The sequence below is a fragment of the Zunongwangia sp. HRR-M8 genome, from assembly GCF_027594405.1.
GTDB lineage: Bacteria > Bacteroidota > Bacteroidia > Flavobacteriales > Flavobacteriaceae > Zunongwangia.
On sequence record NZ_CP115161.1, the window covers coordinates 219,908 to 233,947 of the forward strand.

Sequence of the window (14,040 nt, forward strand, 5' to 3'; positions counted from 1 at the left end):
TTTCTGTTAAAACTGCCCGTCATGCTGAACTTGATTCAGCATTTCATGCTGCTTAGGATGAAACCCTGAATCAAGTTCAGGGTGACGAAAATTTACATATTATGATATAGCGGACTTACAATATAATTAAAGCTGAAAAAGATTTAAACTTCATTATTCAGATAGTTATCTTGGATGTTGAGGTTTTTTTAATTGAATAAGAATAATGTGATAATTCGATTTACAGTCTGAGCATATTTCAAGATTAATAAAAAAGTCTAGTCTAGAAAATGAAAGAAAAACTAAGAAGACATATTGAAGAAAATATATCGCTTAGCGATGAAGAATCTAGGCTAATAGCATCATATTTCTCATTTGAAGAATATAAAAAGAAAGATGTCCTTATTCGGCAGGGAGAATATGTTCAGGATTGCTATTTTATAGTTTCCGGACTTTTAAAATTGATCTATCAGGATGAAAGCGGGAAGGAGCATATTGTTTCTTTTGCGACGGAAAACTGGTGGGAAAGTGATTTTTCAGCTTACTTCACAAAATCCAAAGCGAAAATGTCCTTGCAGTGCCTTGAAGATACCAAGGTGTACGCGCTTAGTTTGGAGAACTATCAAAAACTTATCGCTAAAATATCCAAAATGGCTTATTTTTTTCTTGAAAAATCAAATTCTGGTCATATTGCTGCACAAAATAGAATGATATCCTTACTTAGCTTAAATGCTCAGGAAAAATATCAGCAATTACTCGAGCAACATCCAGCTTTATTTCAGCGGGTTTTTAAAACACTTTTAGCTTCTTATTTGGGAGTTTCCAGAGAAACTTTAAGCAGACTTCAGCATTAAAATTTATCCTTATTTATATAGTTGTGATTTAAGTCACACAGATTGACGGGCATTCCCGGGATATTTGCATTGCTATAAATCGCTGCAGGAGCAGCAAAAATGCAAGTAAAATGGAAAAGCGAACGATTAATCCCTGGCAATGGCAGGATGCCCGAAGTTATGTACAGGCGGCAGAGGTTAAAAAAGTAAGCGGTACACTGTATGTTTCAGGACAAACCGCAATAGATGATCAAGGTGTTTCTAGCAATGAAAATATGGAGCACCAAATGATTCAGGCACTGGAAAATTTAGAAAAGGTCATTAAAGAAGCACAATATGAATGTAAAAATATTGTTCGGCTGAATATTTATACCACTTCTTCAGCATCATTTTTTGAAAATTTTGGTGTTTTTCAGCGCTGGGCGAAAAAGCATAATTTGCAACAAGCATCAAGCGTGCTGGAAGTTAAAAGCCTTTTTGAAAGCTTAAAAGTAGAATTTGAAGCTACTGTAGTTAAATAATGGTAGTAAAATCAAACCTCACAGGTTTTTAAAACCTGTGAGGTTTTTTTATAACTTCTCAATACTAAAATCTCACATCTCACATCTCACATCTCACATCTCAAATCTCATATCTCAAATCTCATATATCATATCTCATGTTCAAACTCAAATCCAATCTTTTCTAAATTTACAGAAGAAATTATTTTCCCTTTAGAAGATTGATTTTGGTCATATTCAGGAGCTTTTATATTTCTGGAATGTGCTTCTTTGGTGTAATAGTGCGCCTTTTTAGGGTGTTCTGGATATGCTGCGTTAAAAACAATTCCAAATTCATCATTTTTGATAATTTGTGAAATTAAAGCAATACAATCGTCCCGTTGAATAAGATTTGCGGGAGCAGCCCCATTTTTAATTCCGCTTCTTCCAGAGAGCATTGTTACCGGATGGCGGTCCTGGCTAATTAATCCTCCAAACCTTATCACACTGGTTGAAAAATTTTGATTATTACGCAAAGCATTTTCGCAGTCGATTAGTTGTTTTGCGGCTTTAGATGTTCCATTAGTTTTAGATTCTTCCGTATATTCCGGGAAATTATCTTGATCTTCAAAAACACTTGTAGAACTTACAAAGATCACTTTTTGGATACCTGAATATTCAATATTTGAAATAATATTGGTGATTTTAGAAGTGAAGTTAATTTCAGGATTTTTTCGCAATCCAGGCGGAATATCGATTAGAAGAATTTCAGATCCCGATAAAAAAGATTGAATATCACCCTGCACACCGTTTTCATAAAGCTCGAGATGATAAGGCGTAATCCCGGCATCAGATAATTTCTTCATTTTTACTTGAGTGGTGGTCGATCCTTTTAAAGAATAACCATCTTCTACTAATTTTTTTGCCAGTGGAAGACCTAACCAACCACATCCTAATATTGAAATTTGCATAATTTTATTTTTAGATTAGAGACCGCTTCGCTGTTAGATAATAGAAAAAAGACTATTTACCATATGTCTATATTATTTAACTTTCTTAAACATCTTGTCTATTGTCTCTTGTCTCTTGTCTCAATTTTAACTACTCCACAACAATTCTCTTTTTATAAATCACCGCATCATTTAGCACAAAAGGTTTTGGGATCATGTTTTCAGAACGTTTTGGTACATTTAGTTCTGTATTTTCCAAAAGATCGTAGCTAGATTCATATAAAATGAATTCGGTCGATTTCGATTTGTCCAAACTAAAATTCATTCTAAGTGTATCTTTGCTCGAAATATAATAGCTCAGCAATCGGTTTCTCCATCTGCGTGTAAACATATTGAATTCTTCTTCACCAAGTTTTACATTTTCAGGAGTATGTCCATTAACTTCAAATTCGTTGAAATCAGTTAATTTTTCAGTATAAATTTCTAAGCGTTTTGCATCTCGATTTGGCGCTATTTTTAATGAATATTGAAATTCGTTAGTTGTGCTATCTATTTTCTGAAGTACAATTCCCGGTGATTCAATATCGATCTTTGGCGCATCGTTTCTCCAGGTAAAGCCAGAATTATATTTGCTGCTGAATTTCGCTTCAATATTGGTTAAGCTTACCGGTTCTTTACCAAAATACTGCGTGGTCCATTCATCAGGCATCGAGTCGTAAGAAAACCAGTTGGCTTTATCTTCATCGGCATCAAATAAATATACCAAACTATTGGGCTTAGGTTTTTCTGAAGTAAATTCTGAAGTAAAATGAGCATAAAACATAGCTATATTGAAGCCAATAAACACCAATACGGCAAGTAGATCTTTTTTACTGAAATAGCCAAAAACTGGTAAAAATAAACTGAATAATAAAATGCTTAAAATACTTGCCAAAAAGAGCATTTTTGGACCCAGAGCCACCGGAAACATTTGAATGAACGGAAATAAAATAAATAATGCCGGTAAGCTTAAAACAGTATTTAAAATAAGGTTGGGTTGTTTTAAGCGGATCATCAAAAACAATTGTATGATTCCAAAATATGCGGGAATTATAAAGTAAGCAGCGCCTTTTAAACCAAAAGCGAGTAAAGCACAAAAGAGTATCCAGAAAAACAAAGGAGCGACAAATTGTGAAGCTGTTTTATCTTCAGTATAAAATTTATGATAAACAAAAAACACAACAGTAAGACTCAAAAGAACGGCTGCAGTGATATAGCTGTAACCATTGTAAGTAAAGCCATGGAGCATTTCTGAATATTCAGGGTAGATATAAAGACAGAATTTCCAAAGTCCAAATACTAAAAGTCCGCCTAAAATTAAGCTTAAAAAATATGGTACAAAACCTTTAAATATCGCCTTAACGCTTAGCTGCTTTTTAAATATTCCGAATACGACCACAGCGAAAAATAATACCAAAGCCAGGATGAGCATTGGGATAATCCAGGCAAAAGGATAAGTGATAAATTGGCCAAATGGTAGATTGAAATATAATAGATCTTGATCTGAAGTTAATTTATCGAGATCTATATCCTGAAAATAATAGAGTAGAGGCATTAGATAATCGCCCTGGTGCGCCAGAGTTTCTAAATCTAGATTTTTAGGAACGTCGTTAGCGGTATGATAATCGAAATGATCCCCAATAAATGCAAAATTGAAGCCGTTGATATTTCCAAATTCTCTAAGAATCGTAAGATCGGTATCATTAGGTAAAAGTTTGTAAACGCTATAAGCAAGCGAATTTGTAGTAGGAAACGGCACTTTAGCATCCTTAAATGCATTGATGAGCTTTGCGTTCCCAGCATTGGTTTCCAGAAGCATAAAAGAACTGCCACCGCTACCACGCGCTTCAAAATTTAAAGCAAGCTTGGCATCTTTTGCCCATGGATGTGCTCTGGTAAAAAGCTCGGCTCCCATAAGACCAATTTCTTCAGCATCGGTAAATAAGATGATAATGTCGTTTTTAGGAGTATTTCCTTCAGCAATAAAAGCTCGAATACCCTCTAGGATTGTTGCGACGCCGCTGCCGGCATCACTAGCACCGTGCGAAGAATGCGGTTGGCTATCGTAATGGGTCATTAAAACTAATGCATTACCATTTCCGCTACCTTTTATTCGGGTTAAAATGTTTTGTGGTCGGCTAAGAACAGCATTTTCATTTAATACAAAATCTTCTTGTGTTTGTACTTCAAGGCCTAAGTTTTGTAATTGATTTACAATATAATTTCTAACTGAACTATGTGCAGCGCTTCCTAAATAATGAGCAGATTCCCCAATTTTTTCTACGTGTTGGAATGCTCGATTAACAGAAAATTTGTTCTCTGGAACATCTTCTGGAATGCTTGATGGTTTAAGGCTATGATAACTTAACCAACAGCAAAAACTTATAAGGAGTAAGGCAATTAAAGCTTGGAGATTTTTAGACATTAATAGGCATTTAATTTCAGAAAAAATAAAGATACTATACTTCTAAAAATTAACCTGATAATTTGTAATACTTTAAAAATATATCAAAATTCATTATATTTAAGTAATTAGTAATCAAAATCTTACAATTATGGGAATTAAAAGTTTTCAGGGAAAGCGCGCTGCACCGGTAAAAATAGAGAGTGCGCCGATTATGGTAGGGGATTATATGACTACCACTTTAATCACATTTAAAAAAGAACAATATGTAGCAGAAGTAATGGAAGCATTGCTTAAAAACAAAATTTCTGGTGCACCGGTGGTTAACGATCGATATGAGCTAATTGGAATAATTTCAGACGCAGATTGTATGAAACAAATTTCAGAAAGCCGCTATTTCAATATGCCGATTGGCGATATGAAGATAGAAAATTATATGAGCACCGATGTTGCAGTAATTGATAAAAACATAAGCATTTTTGATTGTGCGCAGCTCTTCTTCAATAATAGTTACAGAAGATTTCCGGTAGTAGAAAACGGAAAATTGATTGGTATGATTAGTAGAAAAGATGTGCTTTGTGCAGCTTTAAAATTAAGAGCACAAAACTGGCATTGCTAATTTCGTTTAACCAGTGCATAATACTCCTCGTTATCTAAAGGTAAATACCCCTGATTGTATATAAAATAATACGTTTTCCCCGCCTGGGTAGTATATATACTGGTGAAATATTGAAAATTGAAACCTTCAGCCAGCAATTTTGTTTTGCTGGTTTTTGTTTTTTCTTCCGGGTTCAGTTTCTCTAAAATCCTATAATTTTTGCGTAAAATATTATTGATATTGCGCATCAGGTTTTTACTATCCTTATTAAGTTTGTTGTGATACGAATTCCTGCAATAATCACTACAGAATTTTTTATCTACTCTACCTATAAGTTTTTCACCACATTCTAGACAATGCTTATCCATGTTTTACGACATTGAATATTAATAATTTAAATGGCCTTAGCGATTTAAGTACAGTTGGGGTAGCTTGTTCCTGAAGTTGCTATAATCAATTATTCTATTTCTAACGAGCTCATCCCGGGGAAGGAAGAATGGTTAATTCGTTTAAAGTAAAAACAGCTTGATTTAAAAGCTATCAGAATAAATTTATCATTTCGAAAAATTTTTTGTGCTCCAAATTCTTAAATTTTAAAAGATAAGTTTTTGGATATGATCAAATTACGTAAAAAAACTTATAAAAAAATACTCCTGCAAGGAGTATTTTGAATTTAGTGCGATAAATAGTTGTTTGTACTCAGTTCATCTCTGCTTTTCTCATGGGCATATTATCTATCTTTTCGAATATTTCTTCAGCCGGCGTAAATTCTTCTTTTCTCATTTTAGTGCCACCATCCAGGCCAATTAAAATAATTTCAAAAGATTTATCAGATTTCTTGAACTTCTCATAAAAATTTTCACCTTCTTTCCAATCTGGTTTATCGCTAATTCCGGTGGCATAATGTTTTGGTGTTACTTGGTAGACAATAATCTTTCGGTCTTCTAAAGCTGCTTCCCTGTTTTTAAACTCACCCAATTGTTGTCTAAAATCATTATCTTCTTTAGAATCTGTTAGTATTAAAATCAATCTATTTTTCCATTGGTGCTCAGTTTTATCCTGTGCATTCATATTTCCTAGTGCCATAAAGCTAAGTATTGCGATTAAAACTTTTTTCATACGTCAATTTAGAACAGATATTTTACAGTAACTTTTAATTACTTGTTAAAGAGTGCTTTATTTAACTATTTTTAGAATTGTAATTTCAGGAATTTAATTTTATTTAACCCTGTGAAGTTTTCTTCGAAAATTTCTGACGAATTAAAAATGGTTTAAAATTTGAGGTATTTGAAAAATTAGGTCTTGAAATTTATAAGATGAAAAAACTACAACTTTTATTGTTTGCCATTCCCTTTACTTTTCTTTCCTGTTACCAGGATATGGATGATAATTTAGAAAGGCAGGAAGCGATTACAGATCCCATAGATGATAATCAATTTATTACTGAAGATGGCGAGGTTTTTTCCACTGGTTTAGAATGCACGGGAACCGGTAACTATACTGCCACAGGTACGATTTTAGAAAATCTCGAAATTCCAGAAGATATTCCTGAAGAATATGATCTGTCTGAAATGCTTCCGCCGGTAGGCGATCAGGGGCAGTTAGGCTCGTGTTCTTCATGGGCAGTAAGCTATTATTTAAAATCTTTTCAGGAGTTTTTAGAAAATGGGGAAGCTTATTCCGCAGCAACAATATTTAGTCCGTCATTTACCTATAATCAGTTAACTATGGGAGAATGTGGTGGTACCAGCATTGCAGCAACCTTAGATTTGGTACGAGAACAAGGGGTAAGCTCGTTAGCACTTTTTCCTTATGATGATAGTGGATGTTCAGAGCAGCCAACCGACGAACAGATTGTGGCGGCGGCGGCGGCAAGAATTTCAGAATTTAAAAGTTTAAGTGGCGAAAATATGCTTGCCGAAATGAAAACTTTACTTACCATGCAACAACCCATTGTGATTGGCGCGTACCTTTCTTCAGAATTTGGAAAAACAGATAATTTTGGCTTTGCGGCATATCGTGAACATGTGGTAGATTATGATACCGGCGATTGCCACGCGATGCTGGTTGTAGGATATTCAGATGAATATAATGCTTTTAAAGTAGTGAATTCCTGGGGAGAAAGCTGGGGCTCAGATGGTTTTGTTTGGATCGATTATGCGGCTTTCGAAAATGTGAGTGATCAAAGCGCTAATTTTAGAGTGATTAATAACGCCTATATTGCTTACGATGCTGTAACCGAGGTTAACCCTGTATTTTAAACTTTTTTATTACTGAAATAATTTAAACTGAAATTTATTGAATGGGGATCCATATTTCTTCTTCGGAAGTTGGATCGTTGTTCTTATATTTTTCTCCCATAATCGCAAGATGCGGTCTGTTGTCCAGCCTGAATTTTGAAGTTGGTAACCATTGCTGAAAAATACGCTGATAAAATTGCGGGGCTTTACTACTGCTTCCTTTGTAATTAAAAATAGCATATTTTCCTACTGGAATTTCTAAAATTTCAAGTGCTGAAGGTATTTTTTCCAGGTCTTCATTTTTAATCGCAGCCCATTTTGTAAAGCTTAGGGTGGGATTAAAGTTCGAGAAAAACGAAAGGTCTTTATACACTTCAACAGAAAATAAATCGACTTGTTTTTTACCTAAAATCGACATTTTAAGCGGTATAAATTTTTGCCATAATTCGCCAGTTTTATTTTCAGCGAAAGACATTTCCGTAGAAATTCCGATCAAAGAAAATCCTTCGGTTTTATAGATTTTTGGATTTAGTTCTTTCATTATGAAACGGCTGCAATTGAGGCTCCTGCCGCGGCAGATTTTAAGCGATTATTTATTAAATAAATACTTATAGCGGTAACTAGATTTAGATCTACCGAAGTATCATCATTTTCGATTTTTAATGAAAAATCTGGATGAAATTTCTTCCAATTATTTTTTGCATGAATCCGTAGGATATCATTTCCACTAGACTGTACCATAAATTTAGAATGCCAAATACTTTCCTGAGCGAAGTGTAATTGCTTATCTGACTTATCTTTAGACTTTAGGTTAATTATGGAATCTTGTTTATAATTTAATTTAATCATTCCAATTTCACGACGATTTTCGGTAATTATAAAATTGTTTTGCCAAAAGCCTTTTGCTTTAATTTCAAATTGTTTTCCTAGATATCGAAATTCGGCATTATTAGACCACCATTTTCCATATTGTAATTCCAGGATCACTTTGTGATTTTCTATTAGCTGAATTTTACGCTGATTGATGACTTTAATTTCCATAATTAAAAATGATAAGTTGCTGCATGCCGAATTGGAAAGTTACATGAATTTGCGATAAAACAGAATTTATTGGCTTCGTTATGTAGATTTTCTGCTTTTTCTAACATTGTTTTATTGGCCAGCGTTATTTGTGGGTAAAGTGTGACTTCAGTAAATTTTCCACTACCATCTTTGTTTTCGATCATTTTTCCGGTTGGTTGATCCTGGTAATCTAGCACTACAATTTTGTTGCTGGCGCAAAGATGAAGATACCAAAGCATGTGACATGAAGCGATAGAGGCGAGCAGAAGTTCTTCAGGATTATAAAGTTCGGGATTTCCTAAAAAAGCAGGATCTGCCGAACCTTGTAGTAAATCTTTACCTTCAGCTTTAACGGTATATTCTCTTTCGTAATCTTTATAAGTTTTGGTGCCAACGCCTTTGTTGCCGATCCAGTTGAGGTTGAGGGTGTAGTTATGGGTTTTCATTTTAAGAATGAGTTGGATGCTTAGTTTTTTCGCTGACTGTCTATTTTTTGTACTATTTAAAATTCTTGCCATTTCAGGACTTGATCCGAAATCTCAAACCCATCTATAAAAAAGTACTTTCAGGATGAGACCCTGAATCAAGTTCAGGGTGACGCTATCTCATTATAACTAAAATTCAATTAAACTTATATCTAAATGGAACTTTTAGTTTTAGAATTGAGAATGTAAATTCTGAATTGGATTTTTTGTCAAGCAATTAGCGATGATATATTTAAGACTAAAATACAAAAAGCCGGTAAATCTTAGATCTATCGGCTTTTCTATTTTTTATATTCAGGAGAAATTATCTTCTTCTTGGCATTTCAATTTTAAATTCTTTTGGATGTTCGGCACCCATAAGGTTTTCAACAAAGTAATCCCATCTTCTTCTGGTCATATAATAACTATCCATTCCGTAGCCGTGGCGTGCATTTGGGAAAATGATCAAGTCGAAATCTTTATTGGCTTTAATTAAGGCATCGATCACCAAATACGAATTATAAGGAGGTACATTATCATCCAGATTTCCATGCGCAATTAACAAATCTCCCTGTAGATTTTCAGCATTATATTGATTGGCCTGTAATTCGTAGTTGGTCTTTCCGTTTTCGGTTTCTTCAATTAAACCGATATATCTTTCTCCCCAATCATCTTCGTAGTTTCTGTTATCGTGGTTTCCAGATTCAGAAATTCCAACTTTGTAGAATTCAGGATAAGAGAACATCGCGTCTGCAGTAGCAAAACCACCGCCGGAGTGTCCCCAAATTCCTACTTTATTTAGATCCATATACGGATATTTTTCAGCTAATTGTTTTAGTCCGCTTATCTGATCTTCTAAAGTATTATCTCCCATATTTCCGTAGCAGGCATCATGGAAAGATTTAGATCTTCCCGGGTTACAACTACCATCGATTACCACCACGATAAAACCAAGCTCTGCTAAAGACTGGTGATCGCTACGAGCTGGATAGAATGAACGGCTGCCAACACCACCACCCTGCGGGCCTGGATAAATGTAATTTACTACCGGGTATTTTTTAGATTCATCTAGATGTGTAGGCGTAAACATTAAACCGTACAAATCCCATTTTTTATCTGCAGATTTTACTTTTATCGGTTTAGGAGCCTGCCAGCCGATAGCTTCTAAACGGGAAATATCGGCTTTTTCGAGATCCATGATTTTGCGACCTTTAATATCTCTTAGCACTGCAACGTTTGGTACGTCTGGCTGCGAATAGTTGTCTACAAAATACTTATGATCTGGAGATAATGAAACGATATGTGTTCCATTTTCTGGAGTTAGAAGCTTTAGGCCTTTTCCGTTAAATTTTATGCTATAAAAATGGCTAAAATAAGGATCACGCCCGTCTTCTTTTCCTTGGGCGTAGAAGTACAACATTTCTTTATCTTCGTCTACTTCAAGCAGGCTGGTTACTACAAAATCTCCTTTTGTAATTTGATTTTTTAATTTTCCGCTTTCAAGATCGTAAAGGTATAAATGTCCCCAATCGTCACGTTCAGAATACCAAATGATTTCTTTAGATTCTGGTAAATAATGCCAGTTTATAGTGCCCTGCCCAGACTCGAATTGCGTAGCTGTTTCTTCAGTAAAAATATCTCTTACTTCGCCAGTTTCAGCATTAGCAACACGTAGCGTAACTTTTTTGTGATCTCGCGAAACCGAAGCAAAAGCTAAAGTTTTAGAGTCTGGTGCCCATTCGTTATCGCCAAAGCTGCCGTCGCAGGCAATGTCGTCACAAAGAGTGCCACGTCTTGCATCTGCCGGAATGTTAAGTTTGGTGATCTCGTTATCTTCAGTATCGATAATAACCCGCTCGATTTTAATGATGGCTGAATCTTGCGGAATTGGATATTTCCATTCCTGAAGTTCGGGCTCGCCAACTTTGGTTTCTACCAAATACATATCACTTACATGTCGCTGATCTTGTTTAAATGTGGCGATCTTTTTAGAATCTGGACTCCATAGTACGATTGGCTTGTCACTATGTTTCCAACCCGCATTATCGGTCGCATAACCATAGTTTTTTTCTCCGTCCTTTGTAAGTTGAGTTTCCTCGCCAGATTCATTATCTCGCATCCAAAGATTCCAGTCTTTTAGATAAACTGTTTTAGAACCATCGGGAGAGGCTACTTCTGTCCAGGACCTTCTTTGTCTCTCTTCCGGTTTTTTACCAAGTAATTCTTCAAGCGAATTTGAAGTTTTTTTAGATTTTTTATTTGGATCTACAAGAACGAATTGTTGCTCACCATTAACCGAAATTTCGTACCAAAAACTGCCATTATCCAGCCAGTTTGGGCTTACATAATCTTTGTCTACTAAAGAATACGTATTGAAGCCAAGAAATTTTGCGGCCTGTTGGTAATCTTCAGTGGTTAATGTCTTTTGGGGTTGTTGTGCGAAACCCGAAAAGGAAATCACTAGGATATACAGTAGAAAGAAAGTTTTTTTCATTGTATGTTTTGCTTTTGAGCTCAATTTAGTAAGAATTTTTCAATGATTCCTAGGAAGCTATTTTTAGGATTATCATTTGAAGAAAGTGGTTGTTTGAAAAGCGATTAAAAACCCTGGCTATAGTTAGGGGTAGATTTTAAATTTTTATCTCAGGACAAAAAAGTGAAATGCCAGGGTCGTTAATCTTAAGCTTAGACTAAGCTTTTGCTAAAAGGTTTAATTCGATTTATTTTTTAACATTTCAGCTTCAGTAATTATCTGTTTTGGGAAGTCGTAAAGCGCTAATATTTTTATCGCGTTTTTGGTTTTAAGTGGTCCTTCTTTTAATTTGTGATCAAAATTTAAAGTCTGATTATGAATGTTTTCACTAAAATGATAAAGTTCAAAATCATTTTGTGTTAGCATTTCGGTAAGTTCGATATCGTGGGTAGAAACCATCACAATATTTTGCGCACAATTAAGATAAGATAAAATAGACTTCCCGGCAGCGATACGTTCTTCAGTATTTGTGCCTTTAAAAATTTCATCTAAAACAAACAATTTGGGCGCCTCTTCTTCCGATTTATCCAAAAGCTTTTTGATCTGTAAAACTTCTTCTAAATAATAACTGGTATTTTCACTTAGATTATCGGTAATTCTAATCGAAGAATATAGTTTTAGAAAAGGGGCAGTAAAATGTTCAGCAAAACAAATATTTATAGTTTGTGCCAGCAGCGTATTAATGGCTACCGTTCTAATAAATGTACTTTTCCCAGACATATTGCTTCCGGTAAGTAACATGCTTTTTTCTAAAAGCTCTAAATCGTTGGGAACACAGTCTTTGATTAATGGATGCTGAATTTCGCTAAATCTAATCTCTTTTTTATTACTGAAAAATGGCTGGCAAACGCGATCTTGAAATTCGGTTTTAATTGAAGCCACAGCAATGGCCGAATCGATCTCGCCTAAAAACCGAAAAAGCGTTTCGATATCATTTCGTTTATGCTGAATATCTTCGAGAAAACTGAAAAATAATAGAATTTCAATATTGAAAGTGATTTTGAGCAACTCGAAGAAAAACCATCCAAAAAAGGCAAATTCGTCATTCATCTTATTCTCAAAGCCAATAAGCGAAGTTTTAAACTGAATTTTCTTGACAGATCCTAGAAAAGATAAGTCCTTAAAATAGGCGCTAATATTGCTGAAATTCGATATTTTATCACCAACTTTTATTGCGATACTAAGTTGATGAACCGCATTTAGATAATAGTTGAGCTTATTTTTATTGCGATAGTGCAAAACCATATTGGTCATAAAAACCGGAATCATGATTAGGAATAAAACCGGATAAAAGAAACCGCCAATAAGGCTAAAAATCGATAAGAAGCTAAGAATAAATACCCAAACAATCCATTTTGGGCGCTCCATAGGCTCGTCTATAATTAACCGAACAAAATCGTAGGCATTGTAATGATTCAGTTGGGATAATTGCGACTGGATTTTTAGTCGGTCGTTTTCTTTTTCTAAAAAGGTATCTGAAAATGTAGAAAATTGCCTTAATTGATTTTCAGAATTAATATTCCGTAGATGATTGTAAAAATATTGTTGTCCGGGTTTAGATGTGGTTCGATCTAAAATGGTAAAAAGCTCCTCGAAATCCAGGTCTTTTGCTGTTTGATCGTTTATTTTATGAAAATCGCCTACGAGAAGCTGGGAATCATAAAAGCTTTTAATCTGGTCGAAATTAAATTTTTCGGTTTTAGCTTTAGCCCAATTATTTTTAAGTTCTTTAAAATGTTTTCTTGCAGATCTTTTCTTTAAAAGTCTAAAAACTAAATAGAGCGCAATACCAAGTATGGCAAGATAGGAATACAGCTGCATCACAAAAATTTAGCTGTAAGATAAGCAATAATCAAAACCAGGCCTATCCAAAATATAATTCCGTAAATAATGAGTTGGTTAGCTTGTTTTATAGAATATGCTAATCTAATATGCTTAAAAATTCTTCCTGTTTAGAAGGTCTTGGGGAGTTGGTAGAAAGAATAATACTATCGTTTTTAATAAGAGTGTACTTAGGGATAGAATAGCTGTTTTTAGTTTTACCTAATTGAAGAAAAATACGGGCCAAATCGGATTTTCTGAAGTTAGCAAAACGATAATGTTGGTCTTTATCGGTGTAATTTTCAAGCTGGTTTACCATGTGTTTCCATTTTTCCAGATCCTCGTCGACAGATATATACACTTTTGAAATATTATTTTCTTTTAGCATCGGATTGTATTCATCAGACTTTTGTATTTCTGCAATACAAGGGGCACACCAACTTGCCCAATGATCTATTAATTTAAATTTTGAAGGATCATTTTTAAAAATATCCTTCAGTTTTATGGAATCTCCTTTTAAGTTGATCAATTTCTCATCGAGAAGTTCTTCGCTTAATTTGTTATCCATGCTGTTTAGATCGAAGATAATTTCATTGATTTTGCTTACGTAATCTTCGTTTTTAGAAAAGTCGTCTCGA

Annotated in this window: 14 protein-coding genes; 4 read left to right on the forward strand and 10 right to left on the reverse strand. The window is 34.5% G+C overall.

Translation table 11 applies throughout. The annotated features are described in order from the left end of the window. The first annotated feature begins 269 nt into the window (after positions 1–269). Entirely contained in the window at positions 270–833 is a 564-nt protein-coding gene (locus PBT89_RS01020) for a Crp/Fnr family transcriptional regulator (protein WP_270063006.1), read from the forward strand. A gap of 110 nt (positions 834–943) precedes the next feature. Further along, complete coding sequence (locus PBT89_RS01025) at positions 944–1,333, forward strand: RidA family protein (RefSeq protein ID WP_270063007.1); 390 nt, start codon at positions 944–946, stop codon at positions 1,331–1,333. Between the two features lie 128 nt (positions 1,334–1,461). On the opposite strand, the gene PBT89_RS01030 is transcribed toward PBT89_RS01025, so the two are convergent. Next, positions 1,462–2,262, reverse strand: coding sequence for an NAD(P)H-binding protein (locus tag PBT89_RS01030; protein ID WP_270063008.1), 801 nt, complete (start codon positions 2,260–2,262; stop codon positions 1,462–1,464). Between the two features lie 130 nt (positions 2,263–2,392). Further along, positions 2,393–4,705 carry a M20/M25/M40 family metallo-hydrolase gene (locus PBT89_RS01035; RefSeq protein ID WP_270063009.1) on the reverse strand — a complete coding sequence of 771 codons (2,313 nt, stop codon included), beginning with the start codon at positions 4,703–4,705 and terminating at the stop codon, positions 2,393–2,395. A gap of 130 nt (positions 4,706–4,835) precedes the next feature. Between PBT89_RS01035 and PBT89_RS01040 the strand changes: the two genes are divergently transcribed. Next, positions 4,836–5,303: a CBS domain-containing protein gene (locus PBT89_RS01040; RefSeq protein ID WP_270063010.1), complete on the forward strand. Its 468-nt coding sequence runs from the start codon at positions 4,836–4,838 to the stop codon at positions 5,301–5,303. On the opposite strand, the gene PBT89_RS01045 is transcribed toward PBT89_RS01040, so the two are convergent. Both PBT89_RS01045 and PBT89_RS01050 read right to left on the reverse strand, forming a co-directional pair. Beyond that, positions 5,300–5,650: a DUF2116 family Zn-ribbon domain-containing protein gene (locus tag PBT89_RS01045; protein ID WP_270063011.1), complete on the reverse strand. Its 351-nt coding sequence runs from the start codon at positions 5,648–5,650 to the stop codon at positions 5,300–5,302. The genes PBT89_RS01040 and PBT89_RS01045 overlap by 4 nt on opposite strands. 331 nt (positions 5,651–5,981) lie before the next feature. Then, entirely contained in the window at positions 5,982–6,401 is a 420-nt protein-coding gene (locus PBT89_RS01050) for a DUF4174 domain-containing protein (RefSeq protein WP_270063012.1), read from the reverse strand. A gap of 197 nt (positions 6,402–6,598) precedes the next feature. Here PBT89_RS01050 and PBT89_RS01055 point away from each other — a divergent pair, with 197 nt between their 5' ends. Next, positions 6,599–7,543, forward strand: coding sequence for a C1 family peptidase (locus PBT89_RS01055; protein ID WP_270063013.1), 945 nt, complete (start codon positions 6,599–6,601; stop codon positions 7,541–7,543). 34 nt (positions 7,544–7,577) lie between these two features. Here the strand turns inward: PBT89_RS01055 and PBT89_RS01060 are convergent, their stop codons facing one another. The 6 genes from PBT89_RS01060 to PBT89_RS01085 form a co-directional block, all read right to left on the reverse strand. Then, the gene (locus PBT89_RS01060) at positions 7,578–8,063 is read right to left on the reverse strand and encodes a GyrI-like domain-containing protein (RefSeq protein ID WP_270063014.1); all 486 of its coding nucleotides are present in this window, start codon (positions 8,061–8,063) and stop codon (positions 7,578–7,580) included. Next, positions 8,063–8,563 (reverse strand): hypothetical protein, encoded by a 501-nt coding sequence (locus tag PBT89_RS01065; protein ID WP_270063015.1) that lies wholly within the window; start codon positions 8,561–8,563, stop codon positions 8,063–8,065. Before PBT89_RS01065 ends, PBT89_RS01060 begins: the two co-directional genes overlap by 1 nt. 2 nt (positions 8,564–8,565) lie before the next feature. Continuing rightward, positions 8,566–9,030, reverse strand: a complete 465-nt coding sequence (locus tag PBT89_RS01070) for an OsmC family protein (RefSeq protein ID WP_270063016.1) — start codon at positions 9,028–9,030, stop codon at positions 8,566–8,568. A gap of 343 nt (positions 9,031–9,373) precedes the next feature. Further along, positions 9,374–11,542, reverse strand: a complete 2,169-nt coding sequence (locus PBT89_RS01075) for a S9 family peptidase (RefSeq protein WP_270063017.1) — start codon at positions 11,540–11,542, stop codon at positions 9,374–9,376. A 216-nt stretch (positions 11,543–11,758) separates the two neighbouring features. Then, complete coding sequence (locus PBT89_RS01080; protein ID WP_270063018.1) at positions 11,759–13,402, reverse strand: MutS-related protein; 1,644 nt, start codon at positions 13,400–13,402, stop codon at positions 11,759–11,761. 100 nt (positions 13,403–13,502) lie between these two features. Then, positions 13,503–13,970: a TlpA family protein disulfide reductase gene (locus tag PBT89_RS01085; protein WP_270063019.1), complete on the reverse strand. Its 468-nt coding sequence runs from the start codon at positions 13,968–13,970 to the stop codon at positions 13,503–13,505. Positions 13,971–14,040: the final 70 nt, after the last annotated feature.

Coding starts and splice junctions, on each gene's coding strand:
- PBT89_RS01085 (WP_270063019.1), bottom strand. CDS start 13,970: ATGGATAACAAATTAAGCGAAGAACTTCTCGATGAGAAATTGATCAAC.
- PBT89_RS01020 (WP_270063006.1), top strand. CDS start 270: ATGAAAGAAAAACTAAGAAGACATATTGAAGAAAATATATCGCTTAGC.
- PBT89_RS01035 (WP_270063009.1), bottom strand. CDS start 4,705: ATGTCTAAAAATCTCCAAGCTTTAATTGCCTTACTCCTTATAAGTTTT.
- PBT89_RS01055 (WP_270063013.1), top strand. CDS start 6,599: ATGAAAAAACTACAACTTTTATTGTTTGCCATTCCCTTTACTTTTCTT.
- PBT89_RS01070 (WP_270063016.1), bottom strand. CDS start 9,030: ATGAAAACCCATAACTACACCCTCAACCTCAACTGGATCGGCAACAAA.
- PBT89_RS01080 (WP_270063018.1), bottom strand. CDS start 13,402: ATGCAGCTGTATTCCTATCTTGCCATACTTGGTATTGCGCTCTATTTA.
- PBT89_RS01030 (WP_270063008.1), bottom strand. CDS start 2,262: ATGCAAATTTCAATATTAGGATGTGGTTGGTTAGGTCTTCCACTGGCA.
- PBT89_RS01025 (WP_270063007.1), top strand. CDS start 944: ATGGAAAAGCGAACGATTAATCCCTGGCAATGGCAGGATGCCCGAAGT.
- PBT89_RS01045 (WP_270063011.1), bottom strand. CDS start 5,650: ATGGATAAGCATTGTCTAGAATGTGGTGAAAAACTTATAGGTAGAGTA.
- PBT89_RS01060 (WP_270063014.1), bottom strand. CDS start 8,063: ATGAAAGAACTAAATCCAAAAATCTATAAAACCGAAGGATTTTCTTTG.
- PBT89_RS01065 (WP_270063015.1), bottom strand. CDS start 8,563: ATGGAAATTAAAGTCATCAATCAGCGTAAAATTCAGCTAATAGAAAAT.
- PBT89_RS01075 (WP_270063017.1), bottom strand. CDS start 11,542: ATGAAAAAAACTTTCTTTCTACTGTATATCCTAGTGATTTCCTTTTCG.
- PBT89_RS01050 (WP_270063012.1), bottom strand. CDS start 6,401: ATGAAAAAAGTTTTAATCGCAATACTTAGCTTTATGGCACTAGGAAAT.
- PBT89_RS01040 (WP_270063010.1), top strand. CDS start 4,836: ATGGGAATTAAAAGTTTTCAGGGAAAGCGCGCTGCACCGGTAAAAATA.